At 72.3% G+C, this 296-nt stretch carries 1 pseudogene; it reads right to left on the bottom strand.

The window, feature by feature from the left end:
• Window positions 1–296: pseudogene (locus tag ACOADB_RS07090) on the bottom strand (hypothetical protein); the annotation flags it as partial.

The following is a 296-nucleotide window of genomic DNA, read 5'->3' on the forward strand; positions in this document are numbered from 1 at the left end:
AGCTCGCCGTCGAAGCTGCGCTCCATGGCACCCGACTGGCGCAGCGCCTTCTCGAGCTCCTGCAGCTTGCGCGCGTCGACCGCGGCCTCGTTGCCGAGCTGACGGGCGAGCTTGTCCAGGTCGACGTCATCGAGCCGGGCACCGCCGTAGGCCTGCGACAGCTGGTCGGCGAGCGCATCGAGGTCGGCGAGGTCCTGGAGGACGCCGGTCCCGTCGCCGAGCCCGAGGCCGGTACCGCCCTCGCCGAACTGCTCGGACCCGCCCCAGTCCTCGCCGGGACGCAGGTCCATCAGGTT

The organism is Nocardioides sp. CPCC 206348, assembly GCF_048654705.1.
Taxonomy (GTDB): domain Bacteria; phylum Actinomycetota; class Actinomycetes; order Propionibacteriales; family Nocardioidaceae; genus Nocardioides.